Source organism: Streptomyces sp. NPDC088817 (genome assembly GCF_044750345.1).
Lineage (GTDB): Bacteria > Actinomycetota > Actinomycetes > Streptomycetales > Streptomycetaceae > Streptomyces.
In genome coordinates, this window is sequence record NZ_JBIVJN010000006.1 from 276,578 (window position 1) to 298,565 (window position 21,988).

General features: G+C 71.6%; 27 protein-coding genes. 25 read left to right on the forward strand and 2 right to left on the reverse strand.

The features are described 5' to 3' along the window. Positions 1-29 precede the first annotated feature (29 nt). The 10 genes from bioB (at position 30) to ACIP4X_RS13890 (ending at position 11,842) form a co-directional block, all read left to right on the forward strand. Positions 30-1,292, forward strand: coding sequence for a biotin synthase BioB (gene bioB, locus ACIP4X_RS13845; RefSeq protein WP_391454884.1), 1,263 nt, complete (start codon positions 30-32; stop codon positions 1,290-1,292). After that, the gene (locus ACIP4X_RS13850) at positions 1,285-2,583 is read left to right on the forward strand and encodes an adenosylmethionine--8-amino-7-oxononanoate transaminase (RefSeq protein WP_358736447.1); all 1,299 of its coding nucleotides are present in this window, start codon (positions 1,285-1,287) and stop codon (positions 2,581-2,583) included. The genes bioB and ACIP4X_RS13850 overlap by 8 nt, the downstream gene beginning before the upstream one ends. Position 2,584: 1 nt before the next feature. Then, positions 2,585-3,322, forward strand: coding sequence for a dethiobiotin synthase (gene bioD, locus ACIP4X_RS13855; RefSeq protein ID WP_358736449.1), 738 nt, complete (start codon positions 2,585-2,587; stop codon positions 3,320-3,322). Between the two features lie 98 nt (positions 3,323-3,420). Beyond that, complete coding sequence (locus ACIP4X_RS13860) at positions 3,421-4,101, forward strand: class I SAM-dependent methyltransferase (protein WP_358736451.1); 681 nt, start codon at positions 3,421-3,423, stop codon at positions 4,099-4,101. A 214-nt stretch (positions 4,102-4,315) separates the two neighbouring features. Beyond that, complete coding sequence (locus ACIP4X_RS13865; RefSeq protein WP_358736453.1) at positions 4,316-5,194, forward strand: ABC transporter ATP-binding protein; 879 nt, start codon at positions 4,316-4,318, stop codon at positions 5,192-5,194. A 4-nt stretch (positions 5,195-5,198) separates the two neighbouring features. After that, positions 5,199-7,766: an FtsX-like permease family protein gene (locus ACIP4X_RS13870; RefSeq protein WP_358736455.1), complete on the forward strand. Its 2,568-nt coding sequence runs from the start codon at positions 5,199-5,201 to the stop codon at positions 7,764-7,766. 75 nt (positions 7,767-7,841) lie between these two features. Next, positions 7,842-8,267 carry a GNAT family N-acetyltransferase gene (locus ACIP4X_RS13875; protein WP_391454886.1) on the forward strand — a complete coding sequence of 142 codons (426 nt, stop codon included), beginning with the start codon at positions 7,842-7,844 and terminating at the stop codon, positions 8,265-8,267. Between the two features lie 150 nt (positions 8,268-8,417). After that, positions 8,418-9,944 (forward strand): CNNM domain-containing protein, encoded by a 1,527-nt coding sequence (locus tag ACIP4X_RS13880; protein WP_401348345.1) that lies wholly within the window; start codon positions 8,418-8,420, stop codon positions 9,942-9,944. Continuing rightward, positions 9,941-10,969 carry a hemolysin family protein gene (locus ACIP4X_RS13885; protein WP_358736460.1) on the forward strand — a complete coding sequence of 343 codons (1,029 nt, stop codon included), beginning with the start codon at positions 9,941-9,943 and terminating at the stop codon, positions 10,967-10,969. The genes ACIP4X_RS13880 and ACIP4X_RS13885 overlap by 4 nt, the downstream gene beginning before the upstream one ends. Before the next feature lie 60 nt (positions 10,970-11,029). Further along, on the forward strand, positions 11,030-11,842 hold the full coding sequence (locus ACIP4X_RS13890) for an SGNH/GDSL hydrolase family protein (protein WP_358736461.1): 813 nt from the start codon (positions 11,030-11,032) through the stop codon (positions 11,840-11,842). A gap of 135 nt (positions 11,843-11,977) precedes the next feature. On the opposite strand, the gene xerC is transcribed toward ACIP4X_RS13890, so the two are convergent. Both xerC and ACIP4X_RS13900 read right to left on the reverse strand, forming a co-directional pair. After that, positions 11,978-13,165, reverse strand: a complete 1,188-nt coding sequence (gene xerC / locus ACIP4X_RS13895; protein ID WP_401348349.1) for a tyrosine recombinase XerC — start codon at positions 13,163-13,165, stop codon at positions 11,978-11,980. 4 nt (positions 13,166-13,169) lie between these two features. Further along, positions 13,170-13,958: a helix-turn-helix domain-containing protein gene (locus ACIP4X_RS13900; protein WP_401348352.1), complete on the reverse strand. Its 789-nt coding sequence runs from the start codon at positions 13,956-13,958 to the stop codon at positions 13,170-13,172. A gap of 181 nt (positions 13,959-14,139) precedes the next feature. On the opposite strand from ACIP4X_RS13900, the gene ACIP4X_RS13905 reads away from it, so the two are divergent. The 15 genes from ACIP4X_RS13905 (at position 14,140) to ACIP4X_RS13975 (ending at position 21,816) form a co-directional block, all read left to right on the forward strand. Then, complete coding sequence (locus tag ACIP4X_RS13905) at positions 14,140-14,367, forward strand: helix-turn-helix transcriptional regulator (protein WP_401348355.1); 228 nt, start codon at positions 14,140-14,142, stop codon at positions 14,365-14,367. After that, positions 14,367-14,573 (forward strand): helix-turn-helix transcriptional regulator, encoded by a 207-nt coding sequence (locus ACIP4X_RS13910; protein WP_401348358.1) that lies wholly within the window; start codon positions 14,367-14,369, stop codon positions 14,571-14,573. Before ACIP4X_RS13905 ends, ACIP4X_RS13910 begins: the two co-directional genes overlap by 1 nt. Before the next feature lie 148 nt (positions 14,574-14,721). Next, positions 14,722-15,153, forward strand: a complete 432-nt coding sequence (locus ACIP4X_RS13915) for a hypothetical protein (protein WP_401348361.1) — start codon at positions 14,722-14,724, stop codon at positions 15,151-15,153. A 127-nt stretch (positions 15,154-15,280) separates the two neighbouring features. Beyond that, entirely contained in the window at positions 15,281-15,523 is a 243-nt protein-coding gene (locus ACIP4X_RS13920) for a hypothetical protein (protein ID WP_401348364.1), read from the forward strand. Then, the gene (locus ACIP4X_RS13925; RefSeq protein WP_401348367.1) at positions 15,520-15,933 is read left to right on the forward strand and encodes a DUF2742 domain-containing protein; all 414 of its coding nucleotides are present in this window, start codon (positions 15,520-15,522) and stop codon (positions 15,931-15,933) included. The genes ACIP4X_RS13920 and ACIP4X_RS13925 overlap by 4 nt, the downstream gene beginning before the upstream one ends. After that, entirely contained in the window at positions 15,930-17,168 is a 1,239-nt protein-coding gene (locus ACIP4X_RS13930; protein ID WP_401348369.1) for an AAA family ATPase, read from the forward strand. Before ACIP4X_RS13925 ends, ACIP4X_RS13930 begins: the two co-directional genes overlap by 4 nt. A 296-nt stretch (positions 17,169-17,464) precedes the next feature. After that, on the forward strand, positions 17,465-17,860 hold the full coding sequence (locus ACIP4X_RS13935) for a hypothetical protein (protein ID WP_401348372.1): 396 nt from the start codon (positions 17,465-17,467) through the stop codon (positions 17,858-17,860). Positions 17,861-17,931: 71 nt separating this feature from the next. Beyond that, positions 17,932-18,267, forward strand: a complete 336-nt coding sequence (locus ACIP4X_RS13940) for a hypothetical protein (RefSeq protein ID WP_401348375.1) — start codon at positions 17,932-17,934, stop codon at positions 18,265-18,267. 4 nt (positions 18,268-18,271) lie between these two features. Further along, entirely contained in the window at positions 18,272-18,616 is a 345-nt protein-coding gene (locus tag ACIP4X_RS13945; RefSeq protein WP_401348378.1) for a hypothetical protein, read from the forward strand. 14 nt (positions 18,617-18,630) lie between these two features. Continuing rightward, complete coding sequence (locus tag ACIP4X_RS13950; protein ID WP_401348380.1) at positions 18,631-18,813, forward strand: hypothetical protein; 183 nt, start codon at positions 18,631-18,633, stop codon at positions 18,811-18,813. Beyond that, positions 18,810-19,178 (forward strand): hypothetical protein, encoded by a 369-nt coding sequence (locus tag ACIP4X_RS13955; RefSeq protein WP_401348383.1) that lies wholly within the window; start codon positions 18,810-18,812, stop codon positions 19,176-19,178. The genes ACIP4X_RS13950 and ACIP4X_RS13955 overlap by 4 nt, the downstream gene beginning before the upstream one ends. A 15-nt stretch (positions 19,179-19,193) precedes the next feature. Next, positions 19,194-19,910, forward strand: a complete 717-nt coding sequence (locus ACIP4X_RS13960; protein WP_401348384.1) for a hypothetical protein — start codon at positions 19,194-19,196, stop codon at positions 19,908-19,910. A gap of 98 nt (positions 19,911-20,008) precedes the next feature. Continuing rightward, positions 20,009-20,245: a hypothetical protein gene (locus tag ACIP4X_RS13965; RefSeq protein ID WP_401348545.1), complete on the forward strand. Its 237-nt coding sequence runs from the start codon at positions 20,009-20,011 to the stop codon at positions 20,243-20,245. Further along, positions 20,245-20,676, forward strand: a complete 432-nt coding sequence (locus ACIP4X_RS13970; protein ID WP_401348386.1) for a helix-turn-helix domain-containing protein — start codon at positions 20,245-20,247, stop codon at positions 20,674-20,676. Before ACIP4X_RS13965 ends, ACIP4X_RS13970 begins: the two co-directional genes overlap by 1 nt. Before the next feature lie 3 nt (positions 20,677-20,679). Then, positions 20,680-21,816 carry a hypothetical protein gene (locus ACIP4X_RS13975; RefSeq protein ID WP_401348388.1) on the forward strand — a complete coding sequence of 379 codons (1,137 nt, stop codon included), beginning with the start codon at positions 20,680-20,682 and terminating at the stop codon, positions 21,814-21,816. Positions 21,817-21,988: the final 172 nt, after the last annotated feature.

Below are 21,988 nucleotides of genomic sequence, written 5' to 3' on the forward strand. Positions count from 1 at the left end.
GGACCGGGCCGTAGGACAGGATCGCTCCCATGGACCTGCTGAACACGCTGGTGGACAAGGGGCTTCGGCGCGAGTCGCCGACCCGCGGGGAAGCTCTGGCCGTGCTGGCCACCTCGGACGACGACCTGCTGGATGTGGTGGCCGCGGCCGGGAAGGTGCGCCGCCACTGGTTCGGCCGGCGGGTGAAACTCAACTATCTCGTCAACCTCAAGTCGGGCCTGTGCCCCGAGGACTGCTCCTACTGCTCCCAGCGGCTCGGTTCGAAGGCCGACATCCTCAAGTACACCTGGCTCAAGCCCGACCAGGCCTCCGAGGCCGCCGCGGCCGGACTGGCGGGCGGCGCCAAGCGGGTCTGCCTGGTGGCCAGCGGGCGCGGTCCGACCGACCGTGACGTGGACCGGGTCTCCGACACCATCAAGGCGATCAAGGAGCAGAACGAGGGCGTCGAGGTGTGCGCCTGCCTCGGTCTGCTCTCCGACGGCCAGGCCGAACGGCTGCGCGAGGCCGGGGCCGACGCCTACAACCACAACCTCAACACCTCCGAGGCGACGTACGGCGGCATCACCACCACCCACACCTACGCCGACCGGGTGGACACAGTGCACAAGGCGCACGCGGCCGGTCTTTCCGCCTGCTCGGGGCTCATCGCGGGGATGGGCGAGAGCGACGAGGACCTGGTCGACGTGGTCTTCTCGCTGCGCGAGCTGGACCCGGACTCCGTTCCGGTGAACTTCCTGATCCCGTTCGAGGGCACTCCGCTCGCCAAGGAGTGGAACCTGACCCCGCAGCGCTGCCTGCGGATCCTGGCGATGGTCCGGTTCGTCTGCCCGGACGTAGAGGTGCGGATCGCGGGCGGCCGCGAGGTGCACCTGCGCACCATGCAGCCCCTCGCGCTGCACCTGGCCAACTCGATCTTCCTCGGCGACTACCTGACCAGCGAGGGCCAGGCGGGCAGGGCCGACCTGGAGATGATCGCGGACGCCGGGTTCGAGGTGGAGGGCGCCGACCAGGTGACGCTGCCCGAGCACCGGGCGGCGGCCGGGGGCGCGTGCGGGTCGCACGACGGCGCCGGGTGCGGGTCCCACGGAGGCTCGGGCTGCGGATCGGACGAGGAGCCGGGGTGCGGGTCGCACCAGGGTGGCGGGGTCTGCGGTTCCGCCGCGGCACCGGCCGAAGCGCCGGCAACGGAATCGGCGCCGGTACCGGCGGCCGCGGCCGGCAGCGAGCCGCGTACCGACCTGGTCGCCGTACGCCGCCGGGGCGCCGGAACGGACCTCGCGCCCAATGCCTGAACCGCGCGACACGCCCGGCCTGGGCGTGCCCGAGTTGCTGGAGCTCGACCGGCGGCACGTGTGGCACCCGTACGGACCTATGCCCGGCCGCCAGGAACCGCTCGTCGTGGAGTCGGCGAGCGGGGTCCGGCTGAGGCTCGCGGACGGCTCGGGCGAACTGGTCGACGGCATGTCGTCGTGGTGGGCGGCGATCCACGGCTACAACCACCCGGTGCTGAACGAGGCCGCGCGGGAGCAGCTGGAGCGGATGAGCCACGTGATGTTCGGCGGGCTCACGCACGAGCCCGCCGTCCGGCTGGCGAAGCTCCTGGTCGACATGTCGCCGGAGGGACTGGAGCATGTGTTCCTCGCCGACTCCGGTTCGGTGTCGGTCGAGGTCGCGGTCAAGATGTGCCTGCAGTACTGGCGCTCGCTCGGCCGCCCGGACAAGCGGCGGCTGCTGACCTGGCGGGGCGGCTACCACGGGGACACCTGGCAGCCGATGTCCGTGTGCGACCCCGAGGGCGGGATGCACGAGCTGTGGACCGGTGTGCTGCCCCGTCAGGTCTTCGCGGACGCTCCGCCGGCCGAGTACGAGGAGGCGTACGCCGTCCATCTGCGCGAGATGGTCGAACGGCACGCCGGTGAACTGGCCGCCGTGATCGTCGAACCGGTGGTGCAGGGCGCGGGCGGGATGCGCTTCCACTCCCCCGCCTATCTGAAGGTGCTGCGCGAGGTGTGCGACGCGCACGACGTGCTCCTGGTGTTCGACGAGATCGCCACCGGGTTCGGGCGCACCGGCGCCCTGTTCGCGGCGGAGCACGCCACCGTGACGCCGGACGTGATGTGCGTGGGCAAGGCGCTGACCGGCGGCTATCTGACGATGGCGGCGACGCTGTGCACCGCGCGGGTGGCCGAGGGGATCTCGCGCGGCGAGGTGCCGGTACTCGCGCACGGCCCGACCTTCATGGCCAACCCGCTGGCGGCGGCGGTGGCCTGCGCGTCGATCGAACTGCTGCTCGGCCAGGACTGGCGGGCGGAGGTCAAGCGGATCGAGGCGGGGCTGCGGGACGGACTCGCTCCGGCGGCGGAGCTGCCCGGGGTGCGGGACGTACGTGTCATGGGCGCCATCGGAGTGGTCCAGCTCGACCACGCGGTGGACATGGCGGCGGCCACGCGGGCGGCCGTGCGCGAGGGCGTGTGGCTGCGGCCGTTCCGCGATCTGGTGTACACGATGCCGCCGTACGTCACCGGTGACGTGGACGTGGCACGGATCGCACGCGCGGTGTGCGCGGCGGCGAGGGAGGGCTGAGATGCCGGTACTGGTGATCACGGGCACGGGCACGGAGGTCGGCAAGACGGTGGCGACGGCCGCCGTCGCCGCGGCGGCCGTCGCGGCCGGGCGGTCGGTGGCCGTGCTGAAGCCCGCGCAGACCGGTGTGGCGCCGGACGAGCGCGGGGACGCCGACGAGGTCGCCCGGCTGGCCGGTGAGGTGACGGCGCGTGAACTCGCGCGCTATCCGGAGCCGTTGGCGCCCGCGACGGCGGCCCTGCGGGCCGGGCTGGCGCCGGTGCGCCCGCACGAGGTGGCCGAGGCCGCCGCCAAGCTGGCCACCGAGCACGATCTGGTGCTGGTGGAAGGCGCGGGCGGGCTGCTCGTGCGGTTCGACGCGAACGGTGGCACCCTGGCGGACGCGGCGCGACTGCTGGGCGCTCCGGTGCTGGTCGTGGCCACGGCGGGGCTGGGCACGCTGAACACCACGGAGCTGACGGCCCGTGAACTGCGCACCCGCGGTCTGGATCTGCTCGGCGTGGTGATCGGCAGCTGGCCCGCCGAGCCCGACCTCGCCTGCCGCTGCAACGTCACCGACCTTCCCGAAACCGCCGGCGCCCCCCTGCTCGGCGCCCTCCCCGAAGCGGCCGGCGCCCTGCCCCCGTCCGTCTTCCGCTCCCTGGCTCCCGGCTGGCTGGCCCCCCGGCTCGACGGCACGTGGGACGCGTCGGACTTCACCGGCCGTGAGGCACCCGCACCGTTCGCAGGGGGCGCCTGAGAGGGACGCCGGCCGTCGCCGGGGCGTGCGGTGGGCAGGCGCCGGGGACACTCACCGTAGGCCCGTCACGGTCGGGAGAGTGGCGTCGGGAGGGTGGCATGGTGGTGCGGTCCGGCGGCTTTGGGAAGACGGCGCGGGATGCCGTCCGGCATCCGGTGTTCGCCCGTTACTACGCCCGGGCCGCCGTGGCCGCGGAGACCGGCATGGGCATCGCCGGGGTACGCGGGCGGCTGCTGGCCGGGCTGTCCGGGCGGGTGATCGAGATCGGCGCGGGCACCGGGCTGAACTTCGCGCGCTACCCGGACTCGGTCGCGGAGGTCGTCGCGATCGAACCGGAGCGGCTGCTGCGGCAGAGGGCGTTCGAGGCCGCCTCGCGCGCCGAGGTCCCGGTCGGCGTGGTGCCGGGCTGTGCGGAGGCGCTGCCGGTGAAGAGCGAGGCGTTCGACGCGGTGGTTCTCGCGCTGGTGCTGTGCAGCGTGCGTGACGTGCCGCGCGCGCTCGCCGAGGCGGGGCGGGTGCTGAAGCCCGGCGGCGAGGTGCGGTTCTTCGAGCACGGCCGGGGTGGCGGCCGGGCGATGGCCCTGACCCAGCGCGCCCTGGATCTCACGGTGTGGCCCCTGCTGTGCGGCGGCTGCCATCTGGCCCGCGATCCGGTCCCCGCCCTGCGCGACGCCGGGTTCGAGCTGGGCCCCTACCGGCGGTTGCTGGTTCCGGAGAAGGGGCCGGTCCTGCCCTCCTCGTACTGCGTGCTGGGCACGGCCTGGCGTCCGCTCACCTGATCGGCCGATCACACGCCTACGCATGCCACTCTCCTCGCGAACGCAGGCACAGTGCGCCACGCGCGTGCTCCTCACCCGGTTACCGGGCTCCCCGGAGCGCCGCTCGGCCCGCTGACGGATACCGGCTGTGGGCCCGGTCACATTACGCTCGGCTGGGGACGAAGCTGTCACGAGCCAGGACGTAACGGGTCGAAGGACCCCCGAGGAGGCCCCCGTGTCCATACCTGCTGCGCCGTCGGGCCGGGGCTCGGCCGACGGGATCGCGGCCCGCGCCCGCGGGCTGACCAAGGCGTACGGATCGGGCGAGACCGCCGTGCTCGCGCTGGACTCGGTGGACGTCGACATCGCACGCCGCCGTTTCACCACGGTGATGGGCCCCTCCGGCTCCGGGAAGTCCACGCTGATGCACTGCCTGGCCGGACTGGACACCGTCTCGACCGGTCAGGTGTGGGTCGGGGACACCGAGATCACCGGACTGAAGGACCGCGAACTGACCCAGCTGCGCCGGGACCGGATCGGCTTCATGTTCCAGTCGTTCAACCTCATCCCCACCCTGAACGCGCTGGAGAACATCACGCTGCCGATGGACATCGCGGGCCGCAGGCCCGACGAGAAGTGGCTGGACGAGGTGATCGACACGCTGGGGCTGCGCAACCGGCTCGGGCACCGTCCGTCTCAGCTCTCAGGCGGCCAGCAGCAGCGCGTGGCCTGCGCGCGGGCCCTGGCCTCCCGACCGGAGCTGATCTTCGCCGACGAACCGACCGGAAATCTCGACTCGCGGGCCGGTCTCGAGGTACTCGGCTTTCTGCGCGACGCCGTCGACAGCCTCGGGCAGACCGTCGTCATGGTGACCCACGACCCGAACGCCGCCGCCCACTCCGACCTGGTGCTCTACCTCGCGGACGGCCGGATCGTGGACGCGATGGAGCACCCGACCGCGGAGGCCGTGCTGGAGCGCATGCGCCTGTTCACCGGAGCGGTCGTCCCCGCGGCCCCCGGCCTCACTCCGGGCCTCACGTCCGGGCTCGACTCCGGGCTCGACCCGGTCCACGGCCGGTTCGGCGGGGACGGCTTTGCCGTCGAGGAGGCCTGATCCGGTGCTCAAGGCGACCCTGCGCAGCTTCCTGGACCACAGGGGGCGGCTGCTGCTCTCGGCCCTGGCCGTCATCCTGTCCGTGGCCTTCGTCACGGGCAGCCTCATCTTCTCCGACACCGTCGCCCGCACCTTCAACCAGCTCTTCGCCTCGACCGCCGCCGATGTGACGGTGGCGCCCAGGCAGGAGCTGACGTCCGCCCTGCCCACCGGGGTCGAGCAGACCGTGCCGGCGTCCCTCGCCCAGCGGGTGGCCGCGGTCGACGGTGTGGCGGCGACGCACGTGGACGTGGCCGTCCGGAACGCCATGGTCGTCGACAGCCGCAACGAGCCGGTCGGCCCGACCACGGGCGCCCCGACCGTCGTCTCCAACTGGCAGGTCACCGACCGCAGCCCGGTGCGGCTGACCTCGGGACACGCTCCGCGCGGCGACGGCGAGGCCCTGCTGGACGCCGACACCGCCCGGCACGACGGCGTACGGATCGGCGACATGCTCGCGGTCCAGGCGCAGCCCGGCTCGTTCCGCGTCCGGGTCGTCGGCATCGCCGCGTTCACCACCACCAACCCGGGCGCGGCCAGGCTCTTCCTGGACACCCCCACCGCCCAGGCCAGGCTGCTCGGCTCGACCGACCGTGCGACGAGCATCTCGGTCGACGCGGCCAAGGGCGTCACCGACGCCCAGCTCAAGGAGCGCGTCGGCCGGGCCGTCGGCAGCGGCGGCTACGACCTGCGGACCGCCGGTGAGCAGGCCAAGTCGGCCGCCGCCCGGCTCGGCGGATTCGTCAAGATCATCAAGTACGTCATGGTCGGGTTCGCCGGGATCGCGGTCCTCGTCGGCATCTTCCTGATCGTCAACACCTTCTCCATGCTGATCGCCCAGCGCACCCGCGAGCTGGGCCTGCTGCGGGCCCTGGGCGCCGACCGGCGGCAGGTGCGGCGCTCGGTGCTGGCCGAGGCGGTGCTGCTCGGCGTGGTCGGCTCCACGGTGGGGCTCGCGGCCGGGATCGGCCTGGCGGCCGGGCTGATCCAGCTGATGAGCGCGTTCGGCATGAACCTGGCGACCACGGCGATGGTCGTCAGATGGATCACGCCCGTCGCCGCGTACGCCGTCGGCATCGGCGTCACCTTCCTGGCGGCCTACCTCCCGGCCCGCCGCGCCGCGGCCGTCTCGCCCATGGCGGCCCTGGCGGACACCGAGGTGGCCGGGGTGGGCCGGCCGCTGCGGGTGCGCGCGCTGGCGGGCGCGGGCGTGGGCGCGGCCGGGGCGGCGGCGCTCGCGGGCTGCGCCGCCGCGCACCGCACCGCGACCGCAGCCTCGCTGCTGGGCGTGGGCATCGTCCTCACCCTGGTCGCCGCCGTCGTCGCCGGGCCGCTGCTGGTGCGCCCGCTGATCCGGGTGCTGGGCGGGGCCTTCCCGGCCCTGTTCGGGTCCATCGGGCGGATGAGCCAGCGCAACGCGCTGCGCAACCCGCGCCGCACCGGCGCCACCGCGGCCGCCCTGATGGTGGGCCTGGCCCTGGTCGGCGGGCTGTCCGTCGCCAGTGCCTCCATGACCAACTCCCTTGACCGGCAGATCGACAGGGTGCTGGGCGCCGACTACGTGGTGCAGAACCGCAACTTCCTGCCGTTCTCCGCGGAGGTCACGCACGCGGTGCGCGACACACCGGGCGCCGGCACCGTCGTACGGCAGCGCCTCGCGGCGGTGGCCCTGCGGCTGCCGGACGGCAAGCGCGTCGCGACCACCGCCTCCGGGTACGACCCGCGGCTCGACTCGGTCGCCCACATCAGGTACGTCCACGGCGACACGGCGACGGCGCTCGCCGACGGGCACATCGCCATGGACGCGCGCTTCGCCGGGAAGCACGGGGTGCGGGCCGACACGGTGCTGCCCGTCGAGTTCCAGGGCGGACGGCAGGCCCGGCTGACCGTGACGGCGCTGACCAACCAGGACGCGGCCGAGGGGTTCGGCATCGAGGGCGGCGTGTACTTCGGCATGGGGACCCTGGAGAAGTACGTGCCGAACACCCCGGACGCGGCCCTGTACGTGAATGCCGCGCCCGGCACCGGCACCGGGCAGTTGCGCGCCCACCTGGAGAAGACCCTCGTGCCGTACCCCAATGTGCAGGTGCGCGACCAGGCGGACTACAAGAAGCTCGTGCACGACCAGATCGCGGTCCTGCTGTACCTCGTCTACGCGCTGCTCGGCCTCGCGATCGTGATCGCGGTCCTGGGCGTGGTCAACACGCTCGCCCTGTCGGTGGTGGAGCGCACCCGGGAGATCGGTCTGCTGAGGGCCATCGGTCTTGCCCGCCGCCAGCTGCGGCGGATGATCCGGCTGGAGTCGGTGGTGATCGCCGTCTTCGGCGCGGTCCTGGGGCTGTCCCTGGGCCTGGTGTGGGGCCTGTGCACTCAGCGGGTGCTGGCCCTTCAGGGCATGAAGGCGCTGGCCATCCCCTGGAGCACGCTCGTGGCGGTGGTGGTCGGCGCGGCGCTCGTGGGCGTCGTGGCGGCCCTGCTTCCCGCGCTGCGCGCCTCCCGGATGAACGTGCTGGCGGCGATCGCGCACGAGTGACCCCGTCGCGGCGGGCGCGGTGTCCGGATGCTGGAATTGCGCCCGGCGCGCGGTAATGCGTGGTGTCATCGCCGCATGAGCGATCCGCACATACGCGCGGCGACCGCCGACGACCTCGACACCGTGCTGGCCTTCTGGGCGACGGCCGCGGAGGGCACGAGCATCAGCGACGACCGGGACGGCGTGGCCCGCCTGATCGCCCGCGACCCGGGAGCCCTGCTGCTGGCGCTGCGGGACGGCGAACTGGCCGGCACGGTCATCGCGGGCTTCGACGGCTGGCGCTGCCATCTGTACCGGCTGGCCGTGCACCCGGACCGGCGGCGCCAGGGCATCGGCTCGGCCCTGCTGGCGGCCGCCGAGGAACGGTTCGTGCGGCTGGGCGGGCGGCGCGGGGACGCCATGGTGCTCACCCGCAACGAGAGCGCGCACCACGCCTGGCGGGCGGCGGGCTACGCGCCGCAGGAGCGCTGGCGCCGCTGGGTGAAGCCCCTGACGGACTGAACGCGGACATTCTTTTGCCTTTCCTTTACTCTTGTGGGACACACGTTCCTGCATGAAAGGTTGTGAGCGTCCGCCCATGGGCGAGCCTCCCCGAGCACGACACAGCGCGCCTGCCCCTGTCCTGCCCGACGATGGGACGGGGGTGACCCGATGACCGAAGTGCTCCTGTTGCTGGTGGCGGTGCTGCTCAGCCTCGCCTGCGGCGCCTTCGTCGCGGCCGAGTTCTCCCTGACGACCGTCGAGCGCGGCGCCCTGGAGCGGGCCGCCGAGCGCGGTGAGCGCGGCGCGGCCGGCGCGCTGAAGGCCGTACGGAACCTGACCTTCCAGCTCTCCGGGGCGCAGCTCGGCATCACCGTCACCAATCTGGTGGTCGGCATGCTCGCCGAGCCGTCGATCGCGAAGCTGATCGCGGGTCCGATCCAGGCGCTCGGTCTGTCCCGGTCCGCCGCGACGTCGGTCGCGCTGATCCTGGGCACGGCCCTGTCCACGGTCTTCCTGATGGTCGTCGGCGAACTGGTGCCCAAGAACTGGGCGATCTCCTCGCCGCTCGCGGTGGCCCGGCGGGTGGGCAGCCCGCAGCGCTGGTTCAGCGCCGCCTTCCGCCCCTTCATCACCCATCTGAACAACACGGCGAACCGCGTGGTGCGCCGGCTCGGCGTGGAGCCCGCCGAGGAGCTCGCCTCCGCGCGCGGCCCCCAGGAACTCGCCGCCCTGGCCCGGCACTCCGCCAAGGAGGGCGCCCTGGAGGCGGACACCGCCGAGCTGTTCGTACGGACCCTCAACCTGGCGGACCTGACCGCGGAGAACGTGATGACCCCGCGCGTCCAGGTCGTGGCCCTCGACGCGCAGGCGACCTGCGAGGACGTGGCGAACGCGACCCGGGCGACCGGGCTGTCCCGGTTCCCCGTCCACCAGGGCGGCCTCGACTCGGTCGTGGGCACCGCCCACATCAAGGACGTGCTGGCGATACCGGCCGAGCACCGCACCCGCACGCGGGTCTCGGAGATCATGCGCGAACCGCTCCTGGTCCCCGAGTCGCTGACCGTCGACCGGCTCCTCGACCGGCTGTCCGGCAAGCGCACGATGGCGGTCGTCATCGACGAGTACGGCGGCACCGCGGGCGTGGCGACGCTGGAGGACATCGTCGAGGAGGTGGTCGGCGAGGTGCGCGACGAGCACGATCCGCACGAGACGCCCGACATCGCGCCCGCCGGCACCGACGAGGAGGGCCGCTCCCTGTACTCGGCGGACGGCTCCGCGCGGGTGGACCAGCTCGCGCGGGTCGGGCTGCGGGTGCCGGAGGGGCCGTACGAGACGCTGGCCGGCCTGATCGCCACCGAACTCGGCCGGATCCCCGAGACCGGCGACATCCTCCAGACCGCCGGCTGGCGACTGGACGTCGTGGACTCGGGCGGCCACAGGGCAGCACGCGTACTCCTGCACGCGCCGCTGGACGACGAACGGGGGGCGCTGGGCGAGGACCACGAAAAAGGCAGGGACCGCGAGGGCAGCCAGCACCCCCAGGACGGCGGGCACGGCGAAGACCGCGAGCGCGGCGAGGACCGCGGGCAGCGCCACGAGGTCGAGGAGCGCAGAGACGGGCACGACGGCGGGTCCGGTCCGGAGGCCGGGGGGCCGTGTGATGGCGCGCGGGACGAGGGGAGGGCCGGGCGGTGACCGGCGTGCAGATTCTGATCGGGCTGGCGTCCCTGGTCGTCAACGCCTTCTTCGTGGGCGGCGAGTTCGCGCTGATCTCGGTGCGCCGCAGCCAGGTCGAGCCGTACGCCGAGGCGGGCGACCGGCGCGCCCGGAGCGTGCTGTGGGGCCTCCAGCACGTGTCCGCGCTGCTGGCCGCGGCGCAGCTCGGCATCACCCTGTGCACCCTGGTCCTCGGTGTGGTCGCCGAGCCCGCGATCGCGCACCTGCTGGAGCCTGCGTTCCACGCGATGGGCGTGCCGTCGGGGGCGGGCCACGCGGTGTCGTTCGTGATCGCGCTTGCCCTGGCGACGTACCTGCACATGCTGCTCGGCGAGATGGTGCCGAAGAACGTCGTGCTCGCGGAGCCGGTGCGCAGCGCGCTGTTGCTCGGACCGCCGCTGGTCGCGCTGTCCCGGGCCCTGCGACCGGTGATCTTCACGGTGAACACGTTCGCGAACAGCCTGCTGAAGCTGTTGCGGGTGGAGACCAGGGACGAGGTCTCGTCGACCTTCACGGACGCGGAGCTGGCCCAGATCGTCAAGGACGCCAGCGCGGCCGGCCTGATCGACGAACGGGCGCAGGAGCGGCTGCACGACGCCCTGGAGCTCGGCAGCCGGCCCGTGCGCGACGTCGTGCTCCCGCTGGAGCGGGTCGTCCACGCGTCCGTGGGAATCACCCCGGAGCAGTTGGAGCGGCTGTCGGCCGAGTCCGGCTTCTCGCGTTTCCCCGTGGTGGACGAGGAACGCCACATCGTCGGCTACCTGCATGTGAAGGACGCCCTGGACGCCTCGCCGCGGGACGAGCCGTTCCGGCCGCGGGACATGCGGCCCATCGCCCGGGTCCGTGAGGGCACGCCGCTGGACGACGTGCTCACCGCGATGCGCGGCAGCCGTACACACCTGGCGGCGGTCCTGGGGGCCGACGACCGGCTCGCGGGCCTGGTGACCATGGAGGACGTACTGCGAGAGCTGTTCGGGCCGGCGGAGGTGACCGGCACGGCCTGACGCGGGACGGACCGACCGCTTGGTACGCCACCGGGCCGCCCGGATACCATCGCTCACGCCATGCAGACGAATCCCACGTACACCAGCCTGGTCGCGGTCGGCGACTCCTTCACCGAGGGCATGTCGGACCGGCTGCCCGACGGTTCGTACCGCGGCTGGGCGGACCTCCTCGCCGCGCGGATGGCCGCCCGCGCGCCGGGCTTCCGGTACGCCAACCTCGCCGTGCGCGGCAAGCTCATCGGGCAGATCGTCGACGAGCAGGTGGAGGCGGCGGCGGCCATGCGGGCCGACGTCGTGACGCTGGTGGGCGGCCTCAACGACACGCTGCGGCCCAAGTGCGACATGGGCAGGGTCACGGGGCTGCTCACGGAGGCGGTGGAACGGCTGGCGCCGTCGTGCGAGCGGCTGGTGCTGATGCGCAGCCCCGGCCGGCAGGGCCCCGTCCTGGAGCGCTTCCGGCCGCGCATGGAGGAGCTGTTCGCCTGCGTCGACGAGCTCGCCGCGCGGCACGGCGCGCTCGTCGTCGACCTGTACGGGGCGCCGTCGCTCGCCGACCCCCGGCTGTGGGACGTGGACCGGCTCCACCTGACCGCCGAGGGCCACCGCCGGGTCGCGGAGGCGGTGTGGCAGACGCTGGGCCACGAGCCCGAGGACACCGAGTGGCGCACGCCCATGGCGGCGACCGCGCGACCGGACTGGCTCAGCCGCCGGGTCGCGGACGCCCGCTTCGCCCGGGAGCACCTGCTGCCGTGGATAGGGCGGCGCCTGACCGGCCGTTCCTCCGGGGACGGCCGCCCCGCGAAGCGGCCCGAGCTGCTGCCCTACGAGGACCTGGCACAGCCCCCGGCGGCGGCCGACGCGGAGCTCTCGTAGCTTCCCACGAACACCCCCGCGGCGCTGGCCTGCACGAATCGCCAGTAGAATCCGTCTACGATTCTACGTCGCCTCACGAATCCCCTGGTCAGCGGCTTTGTGAGGCAGTCCAGGAAGATCCTTTCTCACAAAATCTCACAATGGGGGTTTTCGATCACCCCCGTGGAAGTCGCCCCATGCGGTCGCTGCGGCCCTCATGTCCTCGACGTCCACCGTGACGTACTTCCGCTTGGTGAAGCTCGCGTTCGTATGCCCGGCCCACGCGGCGAGGACGACATCGGGGACACCGTTCACTGCGAGGTACGACAGGCACGAGTGCCGTGCGTCGTACAGCCGGACCTGCCTCATCTCCAGCTCGCGCATGAGCCGGTACGCGTGCTCTCGCAGGTGTCGGGTGTTCCTCGGCATGCCGAGCCGGTCGACGACGACGTACCCGGAGTCGGTATAGCCCTCGCCGGCCGCGAGCTTCTCCCGGGCTTGGAGTGCCCGGAACTTCTTCAGGGCGTCCAAGACCGGCCCGGGTAGCGGCAGTACGCGCTCACCGGCCTCGGTCTTGGCATCCTTCTCCAGCACCTGGACGTTGCCGATCATCGTTCGCGTCCTGGCGATCTCCAGAGTGGCCAGCTTGAGGTCTAGGTACTCCCAACGCAGGCCTACGACCTCGGCCGGCCGGAAGCCCATGAGTGACAGCAGCAGCGCGGCGTGGAGTCGGTCGCGCTCGATGCCGCGGATGAACGTCTGGACCTCGGTCACGGTCCACGGCTTCACCTTGGGGCGGGTCTTCTTGTCCGCCTTCTTGTCGGCGAGGCTGACGCGGACGAACTGGGCGGGGCTCTCTGCGATCAGCTTGCGGACGACCGCCCGCTTCAGGGCCTCCCGGAGCCGGGTGAGGACGCCCTCGGCAGTCGACACGGCGAGACGGCCGCCCGCCGGACCGCCCTTGCGGCGCCCGTTGGCCACGATGTCGTCGATGCAGTCCTGCACCTGGTCCTCGGTGAGGTCCTGAAGTCGGACGTGTCCGATGCGGTCGTAGACGTGGACGAGGGCGAGCCGGTACGTGCGGATCGTCGTCTCTTCGACGTCGCGCCGCTTGTACTCGAGCCACTTGTCGAGCCACTCCCCTACGGTGATCTTGCTGGGGAGGATGAGCGTCCCGGCGGACCGCTGGTGCCGGATGCGGTCGCGCTCGTTCTTGACCTCGGTCTTGGTGTCGCGAGTGATGGTGATCTGGACTCGTTTGCCGTTCCCATCGTTGCCGGCGTCGACCACGGTGCGGTATCGGGTCTTGCCGTTCTTCAGCGTGACCTTCTTGATCTCGGCCACAGCATCACTTCCCCCCAGGTCCGTCCTTGCTGTCTTCTTCGGTGCCAGCCTCTGCGGCGAGCCGATCGCGGAACTGTTCGAAACCGACCCCTGGATGGACGATCGGCCGTGGGACGAACCGCTCTTCCAGTTCCTCCAACTCAATGCCGAGCTGCTGGTATCGGCGCTGAGCCATGCGCACGCGGGCTGCCTCCCCGCCCGACTCCGCTGAAGCCAGATCCTCAACGAGCTCCGTGAGCTGGCGGGCGAGTCGCACAGAGGGACTCTCTGCTGTCCGGCGCATCTCAGGTGGCAGAGCAAGGGCCATGTACTCATCCCGCCTACGGCCGTACTCCTGCTCGCGTTCCTGCGCGGCCGCGGCGATCGCAGGGTCGGCTCCTGGGGTGGCCCAGTTGGTCCCCTCGCCGGGCTCCCACTCCATTGCTGGCTCCAGCCCTACGCCCCATCGCCAGGCCGTCCGGCTGCGTACTCGCGTGCTGTCGGTCAAGTCGGCCGGCGCGTCGCTGGCGATCGGTGGGAGGAGGAGCGTCAGGGGGGAGACGTTGAACACCAGGGCGAAGGCGATCAGGTCGTCCACGTCTGCGCGGCGGATCTGCTTTGGCTCGGGGGCGCCGAGCTCCAGTGTCCGACCGTTCTCGATCTTGTTGATCGCGTCGGCACTGAGGGTGCGCCCCACCTTCTTCAGTTCGGCGGAAAGCGCTCGCAGGCTCATGCCGCGGGCTTCGCGCAATCGGCGCAGGTTGTCGGCAACCGTACGCGCTGTTGGGCCCATCTCAATCCGTCCTGTCGCCATGATCCAGACACTAGCGCTCGGGGTCACCCACCGCGCGCCACCCTCCATCGTTGTCTCGATTTTCCAGACGTCCGTCAGGGTAGTTGCGACAACCTAGCTCACTGGGTTACCGTCGCCACTATCCCGGAGGTTCCCGGGATAACGCAAGCAGACCCATGGATTTTCCAGACATGGAGGAGCTGTGACGACCGTCCAAGCTCCTGTGCACCCCGCCCAGGACCCCGACGAACGCCTGACCGCACGCGAGGCCAGCGCGCTGGCAAGGGTCAGCGAGAAGACGCTCGCCAACTGGCGTTCCCTCGGCATCGGGCCGCCGTACACCAAGTTGAGCCCCGGCCGTGGAGGGCGCATCCGCTACAGGCGGTGCGACGTCCTCGCCTGGCTCGCCGAGCGGGAGGTGGCTGCCTGATGAAGACGACAACCCCGACTCTCAACGAGATCCGCGGTTGGCCGGCCACCGTCGGCGTACCAGAGGCCGCCCGCGCCATCGGCGTCTCCAAGAGCCACCTCTACGAGCTGGTCAAACGCGGAGAGGCACCGGTCACAGTCCTCAGCTTCGGCGCCCGCCACCGCGTCGTGACCGCCTCGCTCTTGCGCCTCCTGCAGGCCGCATGAAAGCGGCCCCTGTGCAGGCGCCGGTGTTGTGAGCACCGACGACGCACAGGGGCCACAGCCCCACATCACCACACGACGAGACCCCCGGGTCGCTGGCCAGCGACTGATCCCGAGGGCCGCGTCTCCACAGATGAAAGGAGCTACCTCCATGGTAGCCATCCATGCGCCCTCCGTCCCCGCCGACGCCCTCGCCCGCTGCGGCAAGGTCGCCTTCGCTGCCGCACCGCACGACCGGGCCGACCACACCGAGCCGGGCCGCGAGCACGGCAGCGAGACCACCAGGCTCGCCACGGGCCAGGCGTCCCGCTCCTGCACCGTCTACGACTGGTGCGAGGAGACCGGCGACCACATCGACCACATCGGCGCCACCCGCACGGTCCTCGACACGCGCGGCGACGAACTCGTGCGCTGCAACCTGATCCACCTCTCCGACGGCCAGCCCGTGGTCACCATCCGGGACAGCGACTTCGCCCCCGTGCAGGCCCGGATGAAGGCGCGCGAGCTGCGGGAGCTGGCCGACGCGATGGACGTCATGGCCGCCAAGGTCGAGACCGCCCGGGCCCGGGCCGCGCGCGGGTGACGACCAGCCCCGCCAACGGCAGCCCCCACCTTCACCGGTGGGGGCCCGTCGTAAGCCCTCCTCCCTCTTCCTTCAAATCGCTTCGCGACCGCACCCTCACGGCCGCCTGTTCCGCAAGGACTACAGCGTGACCGAACGTTCGACCGCCGGTACCTCCGACACCGACCAGGTGACGGAGGCCTCCGGCGTGACCAGCCTTGAGGACTTCCGTGCTCCTTGGACATCGCTCCGGGCAGCGGTCAAGGAGATCCTCGCTGGCCAGCCCTCCCCCCACCTTGTACGGACGACCGCACGCCGGATCGCGGGCGAGATCCACCTGACGGCAGACAGCGTCGTAAAGGCGCTGGAGGCCCGGGAGGAGCGCTCGTGACCAGCACCGACGCGATGACGCTCTGGGCATCCGCTCGCGTCACCGAACTCCTCGACGGCCAGAACGGCATCCCGCCGACGTACGGCACGGCCGAATGGCAGCGCCTCGCCGCCAACGACCCGCGGAAGGCCGCCGCAATCCTGACGGCCGCTGAGATGTGGCGTCGCTTCGGAGACGAGGAAGCCCTCTTGGACTGGTTCCGTGAAGCGTCCCGCTCGCGCCACAGGCTGGCTGAGGGGAAGACGCTTGCCGAACTCGACGCACTCGCCAAGCCGAAGCCTCCCCGCCTGGTGCAGGCCACTGTCGGATGGCCCCCGGTCGCAATCCCCGGCCGGCCTGGCTGGTACCAGCACCTCATCGACGGCCAGCAGGTCGAGTTGCCCCGCGGTGGGTCGGAGGGCGCAGCATGACTGAGGCGCACGGCCTGGCCGCCAGTCTCCTCGGCGAGGGACCGGGCAGATGCCCGGAGCATCACCAGGAACTGCCCTGCCAACACGTCAACTGCTCTGGTGCTGGCACCGAGCAGCCTGGCGGCGAGCAGCAGCCGCGAGCCTTGATCCTGAGGCCCGCTTCGAAGATCCGCGTCCGGCCGGTGCGCTGGTTGTGGGACACCACGCCCGAAGGTGCCCCGCCGACCAGCCACGGCCGGATTCCCCTGTACTCGCTCGCCATCGCGGCCGGAGGACCTGGCCTAGGGAAGTCGCAGTTTGCCGTCTGGATGGCCGCCCGTATCACTACGGGCACCCTGCCCGGCGAGCTCTGGGGCAAGCCGCGCGGCGTCATCTACGCAGCAACTGAGGACTCTTGGTCGTACACCATCGCCCCACGACTCATTGCGGCCGGGGCAGACCTTGACCTCGTCTTCCACATCGAGGTGAAGGACGACGAACGGCCGCGCGCCCGGCTCACGCTGCCGATGGACACTTCGCTCGTCGGGCAGGCCGCCGAAACGTACAGCGTGGCTCTGTTGATCGCGGACCCGCTGTTGTCTCTCATCGACAAGGGCATCAACGACTACCGGGCCGCGGAAGTCCGCGAGGCCCTGGAGCCGCTGGTGGCCGCCGCCGAGCGCCACCACTTCACCATCCTCGGCCTCGCCCACTTCACCAAGTCGGGCGCAGCGGACCCGCTCAACCGCGTTGCCGGGTCCGGCGCGTTCGGCCAGCTCATCCGCAGCATGATCGCGTTCGCCAAGGAGGAGGGCGAGCGCGATGAGCCGGATCGGTTCGTCATGTCGCTGGAGAAGAACAACCTCGGCCGTCTCGGGCTCCCGTCGTACGAGTACGAGATTCAGCCCGTCGTCGTGGAGACCGAGGAAGGGCCTTCGTACGTCTCGCGGTTCGTCCTCGGTGCCGAGACGAACACGAGCGTCCGGGAGGTCATGCGGGAGGAGTCCATGCCGGACACCAACCGCGGCGAGACCAACGAGACCGTCGCCTGGCTCCGGGCGTACCTCACAGATCAGGGCGGGGCTGACCTCGCTGCCGATGTGAAGTCCGCCGCGCGCAAGGACGGCATCAGCGAGTCGTCGCTGCAGCGCGCTCGCCGGAAGCTCGGCGTCACGATGCGGCAGTCCGGATTTGGCAAGGACCGCCGCTCCGAGTGGCGCCTGCCGGAGGCGGCCGTCGAGGACGGACGTGAGTGATGCAAGCGCCGTCCCACCGCCCTCACGGCACACATGACACGTATGACAGACATGGCGCTGACCTGCGGGAACGCCATGGGTGTCAGGTGACACGAATGGCATTCATGGTGACAGGAATGGCAGGCCCATTCGTGCCATGCGTGTCACCACGTGTCACGCATTCGTGTCACCACAAAGCAGCAGGTCAGCCCCATGTTTGCCATGTATGTCATTCATTCCCCTTTACGTACGGAGCGCTTGCATCCGCAGTCTTCCGGCCGCCACCCGGCGGCCGGCCACCACGAAGGAGAACCACCGTGCACCGCGAAACCATCACCGGCGTCGACGACCTCACCGCGGCCCGGATCACCCGCCTCTGGAACGACGCGATCGGCAACATGCTCGAAGGCCTCCGCACCGACCTCCACTACCTGCAGAGCGAGGCAACCCTCCCCGACGAGGAGCTGAAGATCCTGGAGGAGACGGAGCGCACCCTCTGCCGCCTCGACAGCGGCGAGCAGCACGGCGGGCCCACCGAAGCCCGCGACGCCGTACATGCCTGGCTCGCCTACTACTTCCGCAGCGCTGAGGAGCCGACCGGCATGAACCTCGCCCCGGTCTACCGGCTCGCCGCCGAGCTGTCCGACCTTGCGGAGGTCGCCGACCAGAAGGTCATGGCCGCGGCCGTGAACGACCCGTGGACGACTACCTGACCGCACCCATCGGCCGGGCCCGCGGGATTCGGGCCCGGCCACCCGCCCAGCACACCACGAAGGAGAACCCGGTGACCACTGCCGAGACGGCCCGCGAGGCCTTCACCCGAGCCGCCCACCTGACCCGCGCGCTCGCTGCCGTACGCGACCTGTACGGCGTGCACCCGCAGTTGACCGTCACCCCGGACGTCGTCCTCGTCGCGATCCCCTGGACAGTCGGCCGGCAGGACATGCGCGAGGCCCTCGCCGGGGACATCGCTGAACTCCTCGGCACCGAGCTGGCCATCGAAGGCAGCACCGACGAGGACGACCCCGACTTCAGCTTCGTCGCCCGAGGCAAACACGACGAAGTGCACGTGCACCTGGTCCTCACCTTCCCGCCCGCCCTCACCGAGGCCGGAGGGTGACCGCATGAACGTCGAGGACTTGGTTCAGCAGCGCATCGAGGCCGCGCGCCAGCGGGCCGAGCGGGAGAAGCGGCAGCGCGCCGAGCTCGCCGCGGCCCGGACCGCCGGCATCGGCTACCGCCACGCACAGAAGCTCTACCGGCAAGCCAACCGACCCACCGAGGAGACGACCGTGCCCGCCGCCATCCGATCGGCCCTGTGCCCGTCCTGCCGCCAGGAGAGGCCCGCCCGACTCCTCATGACCATCAACATCAGCGGCAGCCCTCATGACCTTCTCAAGTGCGGCGAGAGCGCCTGCGAACTCCTGTGGTGCGTACGCGCCGACCGGCCCCGCACCGCGGCTGCCTGACCCCTGGAAGCCCTGTGAAGACCACGATCCCCGAGGTGGCCGCGAAGCCTCTCGTCACCGCCGGCCGCGAGCAGCTGCTCGTCGACTGCCCGCACTGCGCCAGCGTCCACCGACACCTCGCCGACGGCACCCGCCGCGCCCCCTGCGGGGCCCGGTACGCCATCGTCACCAACTCCCCGAAGGAGCACACCTCGTGAGCACCAACCAGCCCGCCGGCCTCGAAGAGGCCCGCGCCCAGCACGAAGCCGACGTAGCCACGTACAGCGAAGTCCTCGACGACGTGAAGGCCATGATCCGCACCGGCCTCACCGGCATCGAGGACATCGCCCGCAAGCTCGCCGACGTGATTCCCCAGGTCGAGGAAGGCCAGCGGAACCTTCGCGTCAACGCCGACACGATCAGCACGTACGCCAAGCACCACGGCGAGGCCGGAGTCAGCGCGCCCGACCAACTCGGCGAACTCCTCGCGTCCCTGACCGACCGAGAGCGCCGCGTGTTCGACGAGGCCCGCCTCGGCCCCGTCCAGGCCGCCCGCGCCCTCGCACGGCACGCCCAGCCCTGAACCGGGAAGCCCCCCATGAAGATCTACCGGCGCCACAACTGCTCCGACCGGCATACGACCTGGCTCGACCTCGCCCGATGCATCTGGCCGCACGCCACCATCGACGGCGACGGCCGATACGGTGCCGCCGCCTGCGGAGCCCGCACGGTTGCCCTCTACGCCAGCCCGGAGCAGGCGCGAGCCCGTAAACGTGGTTACGACCGCGACGGTTGCCGGCCGACATGCCACCAGCATCACAACGTCGTCGCTCTCGACCCCGACGCCGAGCCGAAGACGCCCCGTGCAGCAACGCACAGCACCACACAGGCCGCCGTGCCGCCCCCGCCTCGGCCCGCCACTCTGGGCCGCCCCGAAGCCGAGGCGCCCATCTGCGGCCAGCCTCGTACCAACGGCGAACCGTGCCGCCGCCCTGCCGGGTGGGGAGCGGACCCCGGCGAGAAGCACTGCCGGGACCACGGCGGTTCCACGGCCGTGCGCCGGGCGGAAGCGGAACGGCTCGTCGAGCAGGCTCTCGTGTTCGCTCGGCTCTCCGAGAGGGCCTGCACGACACCTCTCACGGCCGAGGAGCAGCTTCAGTTCGAGGCTGCCGCGCGGGACGTGCTCGGGGCTGGCAAGGTCCGTCGTGGCTCCTTGCCGAGAGGGCCCGTCCTTGAGGTTCCGGGTCTGGTGCACGGGTCGTTGAGGTTGCCGGTTGCTGAGTTGTCTCAGCGGCTTGGTGGGGAGGCGCCGTGACGGTGAAGTGTCGGCGGTGTCACCGTCCTCTGTCGTCGCCTGCGGCGGTGGCTGCGGGGATCGGCCCGGGGTGTGCTTTGAGGGCCTTCGAGGAGGCTGTGAGCGGCTCGTACAGGCCCGTGGGCGGCCCGTCGGCGGCTCAGTCGGTGGTGGCGTTGGTGACGGCCTTCTACGAGCGGGAGGACGCTCAGGTGGGGCCGTTGCTCGACGAGGCTGATCTGCGGGATGTGGCCGGGTTGCTGGCGGCGGTGACGGCGCTGCACTTGGAGGCGCTGCCGGACGGGGTGGAGCGGCTGCGTCGGGCCGGCCTGGCGGTGGCGGGGGGCGTGCGCTGATGGCCGTGGCGGTGCGCGGGCACGCGCTGGTGCTGGACGGGCGGGACTGCCTGCACTTGGCGGGGGCGTTGTCCCGGTACGTCGCTGAGCAGGCGCGGCGGGATGGCGGGGTTCCGCCGCGGTTGCGGGAGATCGCGGAGAACGTCGTGGTCACGGCGCGTGCGTATCAGGCTGAGGTGTTGGCGGGTTCCGATGGCGGAACCGAGCCGTTCCGGGATGACGCCTCCGGCGCACCGTGTGCTCCGTCAGGCACAAGTTGGCTGACCGTCGAGCAAACAGCGCACCTGCTGGGCTGCTCACACGAGTACGTGCGAAGACTGCTGCGCCAGAGGGAGCTTCACGGTTCCAGAGCGGGCGGTAGAGGCGCGTGGAGTGTGGACGCCGCATCGGTTGTGGAACGGCTCGGCGAACGTCGGATGGAAGCCGCATGAGCCATGGTCGCCGCAGTTCCTCAGCATCTTGCCCAGCGCTACGGGCAGTGGGCTGACAAGATCCCTGCCACCGTTCTGACGGACCTCACCGAGGACCAGTTGGCCGGGCGTCTGCGCCGGGCGCAGGCCTGTTGGGAGGCCGCGGCCCTCGACGGGGGCCAGGACGTCCTGACGAAGGCGCTGACGGACGCGGGCACGATCCTCGCCGCGCCGGTGCCGGGAGCGAAGAAGGGAAAGCGGAGTTCGGCGCTGAAGGACGCCGGGCTTACGGGCGCTGACATGGAGCGGCACGGCCGCTGGCTGTCCCGGATCCCGGACGACGTGCTGACGAAGATGGACCGCCCAGCCGCGCTGAAGCGTGCCGAGCTGGCGGCCTCAGAGTTCGCCCGCACCCACAGCGTGGACGCCGCGGACCGGGTTCTGTCCGCTCCAGCCCACGTGGTGATGGCGGAGCCGATGACGAAGGCCGCTCACGCCGCGACCGTGCGAGGCGTCCGCGAGGATCTGGCGCGCGCCTACGGCGAGTGGATTGCGAAGGTGCCCGACGCGGTGCTGAGCAAGCTGGACGCGGCCGAGCTCGTCGACCGGTGCGAGCACGCGCGGGGGCTTGAGGCGCGGGGGAAGGCGAACCCGTACCCAGGCGCAATCCACGGCTACATGGACCAGGCTCGGCAAGTGCTGGGTGCGCTGCCGCGAGCCGTGGTGGAAGCGGAGGTGGCGCGGCTGGAGAAGGCGGCGCTCGTCGCCGAGGACCCCCGGTTGGCACGCGGCCACATGGATCGGGTGAGGGAGCTGCGGGAGGCGAATCCACAGGCGCCCGTTGTGGAGCGGCCGGCGTGGTTGGGCAAGGCGGTGCGGGCTTCGGAGCCGAAGACGGTGCCGGGTGTTCTGCACAAGGCGGACGGCGCGGGCCCGAAGTCGGCGACGACGAAGACGGCGACCACGAAGACGGTCCCGCGGAAGCGGCGCAGGCCTCCGATGGCGAAGGCGGACGCGGTCCGGCTCGGTGCGGGCCTGGATGCCCTTGAGGAGGCCCTGGCCATGCTCAGGCGGACGCCGGAGCTGAACAAGGCCGACGGGTCGACGCGGGACACGTTCGACGGGCTGATCGGCGTGGCCGACGCGGCTTTCCACCCCTGATCCCTGGCTCCGGCCGGGGTGATGACCTGGCCGGGCCCGACCAATGCCCTGCCCGGTCCTCCAGTCCCGGGCGGCGTACGTCGGGCAACCGCGGGGCCGACAGCACCCTCGACGGCTGTCGGCCCCGCACCCCCTCACCCTCACCCACCCTCCAGCCGTCCCGGTTGGACGG

Excerpts from the sequence above, each read along its gene's own strand:
- bioB (WP_391454884.1), top strand. The coding sequence starts at position 30 with ATGGACCTGCTGAACACGCTGGTGGACAAGGGGCTTCGGCGCGAGTCG.
- ACIP4X_RS13850 (WP_358736447.1), top strand. The coding sequence starts at position 1,285 with ATGCCTGAACCGCGCGACACGCCCGGCCTGGGCGTGCCCGAGTTGCTG.
- bioD (WP_358736449.1), top strand. The coding sequence starts at position 2,585 with ATGCCGGTACTGGTGATCACGGGCACGGGCACGGAGGTCGGCAAGACG.
- ACIP4X_RS13860 (WP_358736451.1), top strand. The coding sequence starts at position 3,421 with ATGGTGGTGCGGTCCGGCGGCTTTGGGAAGACGGCGCGGGATGCCGTC.
- ACIP4X_RS13875 (WP_391454886.1), top strand. The coding sequence starts at position 7,842 with ATGAGCGATCCGCACATACGCGCGGCGACCGCCGACGACCTCGACACC.
- ACIP4X_RS13880 (WP_401348345.1), top strand. The coding sequence starts at position 8,418 with ATGACCGAAGTGCTCCTGTTGCTGGTGGCGGTGCTGCTCAGCCTCGCC.
- ACIP4X_RS13890 (WP_358736461.1), top strand. The coding sequence starts at position 11,030 with ATGCAGACGAATCCCACGTACACCAGCCTGGTCGCGGTCGGCGACTCC.
- ACIP4X_RS13900 (WP_401348352.1), bottom strand. The coding sequence starts at position 13,958 with ATGGCGACAGGACGGATTGAGATGGGCCCAACAGCGCGTACGGTTGCC.
- ACIP4X_RS13910 (WP_401348358.1), top strand. The coding sequence starts at position 14,367 with ATGAAGACGACAACCCCGACTCTCAACGAGATCCGCGGTTGGCCGGCC.
- ACIP4X_RS13915 (WP_401348361.1), top strand. The coding sequence starts at position 14,722 with ATGGTAGCCATCCATGCGCCCTCCGTCCCCGCCGACGCCCTCGCCCGC.
- ACIP4X_RS13930 (WP_401348369.1), top strand. The coding sequence starts at position 15,930 with ATGACTGAGGCGCACGGCCTGGCCGCCAGTCTCCTCGGCGAGGGACCG.
- ACIP4X_RS13945 (WP_401348378.1), top strand. The coding sequence starts at position 18,272 with ATGAACGTCGAGGACTTGGTTCAGCAGCGCATCGAGGCCGCGCGCCAG.
- ACIP4X_RS13960 (WP_401348384.1), top strand. The coding sequence starts at position 19,194 with ATGAAGATCTACCGGCGCCACAACTGCTCCGACCGGCATACGACCTGG.
- ACIP4X_RS13970 (WP_401348386.1), top strand. The coding sequence starts at position 20,245 with ATGGCCGTGGCGGTGCGCGGGCACGCGCTGGTGCTGGACGGGCGGGAC.
- ACIP4X_RS13975 (WP_401348388.1), top strand. The coding sequence starts at position 20,680 with ATGGTCGCCGCAGTTCCTCAGCATCTTGCCCAGCGCTACGGGCAGTGG.